1 protein-coding gene is annotated in these 2,640 nt (G+C 67.6%); it reads left to right on the top strand.

Annotated features, from left to right (window positions below):
- Positions 1–257 precede the first annotated feature (257 nt).
- The gene (locus tag AB0G14_RS35310) at positions 258–2,336 is read left to right on the top strand and encodes a hypothetical protein (RefSeq protein ID WP_357705095.1); all 2,079 of its coding nucleotides are present in this window, start codon (positions 258–260) and stop codon (positions 2,334–2,336) included.
- Positions 2,337–2,640: the final 304 nt, after the last annotated feature.

Genomic DNA, 2,640 nt, shown 5'->3' with positions numbered 1-2,640 from the left:
GAAATCGGCAACAACTTCGACCGCGAAATCCACCTCGGAGTGTTCCACCGACCGATCACGTCGGACAACGGCCGCGTGGCGGCACCGACGTTCGGCACCGACGGCGGCGTGAGCTACATGCTCTACGAGGCCGGGCCCCGCCTCGACGCCAGAATCTGCGTGGCCCGCGCGGTCTAGTGCGCTGACCAAGGGCAATATCGGGCGAGGAAGTCGAGGATTTCCTCGGCGGCCTTGGCGCACACGAACGGTTTCGGGCTATGCGCGCCCCCACACATCCGTCGTCCACACAGGAGGCCTCTATGGTCAATGGTCGGCTCGCATCCGCCCTCAGCCGTCGAACCCTGTTGACCGCTGGTGCTGGCGTCGGCGCTGCGGCACTGGCAGTCATCTCTTCCCGCGCATTCTCCGACATGTCGACGACCGCACGGCCCGACGGGCTTCCTGCGGCCCGCGGAATGTCGGCGACCGCAAAACCCGACGGGCTTCCTGCGGGCCATGAGTCGTCGGCGACCGCAGAGCACGACAGGCTGCCTTTGCTGGCTCCGCTGCCCGCCGGAGCGCCGGACCGTACCCTGTTCACTCCCCCAGAGCAGCGCTTCGCCGGCTACCTGGCGCTCCTGCCCGGAATCACCAACGACATCGAGGACCGCGACCCTGCCAGCTACGGCTTCATGACGGGCGGCTGGTGGCGCAAACCAGCCGCGCCGTACAACGCCCGGGTGCAGGAGCACGTTTACACCCTCAGTTGGTTCCACGCCAACCAAAGGTCCTGGAATCCGTACCATCGCGACCCGGCCCTCGCCGGCCGCCTCGACGCCGCGCTGCAGCACTATCTCGGCCTCCAGCACGACGACGGCTCCTGGCCGGAGTACAACCCCGACGAGCACTCCCTGGCGGCCACCGGGTTCGGGCTCGGTTACCTGGCGAAGACGCTGGCGAACCTCCGCCAGTCGAAGGCACTTCCGCGCCGCCAACGGGAAATCGAGGCAGCCCTCAGGAACGGCATGTCGTGGTTACTCAACCCCAAGAACGGCATCTGGCGCACCCCGATCAACTGGACCAATCAGGTCTCCGCCGGGCTCGCCGGTTCGACGCTCGCGCTGCAGCTCACCCCGGACGCCGCGCTGCACACCCAACTGGCGGAGCGGATTGACTTCCTGGCCGAACACGGACAGAGCCGGGCCGGCTTCTTCTACGACCCGACCGGCATGGACATCAACTACAACTTCGAGGTCATGCTGCCGGAGTTGGCGGAGATCTACGCCCTCACCAGCAACCGCACGGTGCGCGGCATGGCCCGCAAATTCGCGGACTGGTTCGGCTACAACCTGCTCCGCGAACCGGACGGCTCCGGATGGCTGACGTACTACGCCATGTCCGCCCGGACCAGCGTGGCCTACTACGACAACGTGGTGCCCGAACCGGACCGGACGAACCTGGCCTCCAGGTTCATCCCCGACGTCCCGGCCCTGGGCGCCTTCTTCACCTCCCGTGAAGACCGCGCCGCCGCCCGAGCGGCCTGGGCCGCCGGACCCGGGCCCGCGCCAGCGCCCGCAAAACAGGACACGTCACCGCGCATCATCGCGCACACGCCGTATGGCGAGGCGCTGCCCACCGCGGCGGAGAAGGAAAAGGCGATCCAGGCGTTGCCGTACCTGCGGCTGCCGGAGTTCGCCGAACTGCGCCGCGATTCCGCCTTCAACCAGGACTACCTGTACATCCGCCGGCCCGCCCTCTACTTCGGCGCGTTCTTCGGCACCCGGCCGACCAGCACCGTACGCAGCGGCCCCGGCTTCCTCTGGCACCCGAAGGCCGGCACGATCGTGCACGCGCAGAAAACCGACACCGGGTGCTGGGCGACCGTGCTTCCCAACGGAAATCCGGACGGCCGAAGCAACCTCGTCGCCGAATATCTGATCGGCGACCAGAGGTGGCAAGGCCAGCACCTCTCGCCTGGTAGTGCGCCCCTGGTGGTCCGTTACCGCATTCCCGACTCCCGGATCACCACCAAACTGACCATCACCCGGAGCACGGTGGTCCGCTCGGTTCAGGTCACCTCCGCCGCCACGGAACAGATCCCCCTCGTCCTACAGCCGGAGGACATCGTCACCTTCGCCAACGGCAAGCCCGCCGCGTACGGCCAGAACTCAAGCGCGCAGACCGACGGCCTGATCATCCGGCGGGACGACACGACCATCACCGTCGCGTGGGACCGCACCCGCCCGGCCACGCTTTCCACCTCGTCCCGGACCTACCTGCGGAACGCGCGCCGGCGGATCCACGTGCTGCGCATCCCGCACGACGGCCGGATCGTCGTCGAGATCGCGCTCTCGTGATCGCCGCTTGACGCGCCACCTTCGGTGCCCGCCACGAGCAGGCACCGCGGGCGGCCTCGTCTGATATCCCTCGCCTGTACGGAGCCTCTCGAAGGCCCAGCCCTGGGATGGCGCGGGAGTCGCCGCCGGCCCACTGGTCTGAGTCAAGCTGCTCGCCGTGCCGGGGGTTGGGTTTGCATCTTGTCGGCGTTCGGAACAGCCAACATCGACTAGATGTACTGCCCAGGGACGTTGGTCGAGATTGTGTGACGACACGATCTGATGTCGTAGGCAGGTGAAGGCCTCCGGTTGTGGAGTGGAGCTG

The sequence above is a fragment of the Micromonospora sp. NPDC023814 genome (assembly GCF_040639595.1).
In the GTDB taxonomy this organism is placed as follows: Bacteria; Actinomycetota; Actinomycetes; order Mycobacteriales; family Micromonosporaceae; genus Micromonospora.
This window is presented reverse-complemented; position numbering and strand designations above follow the sequence as displayed.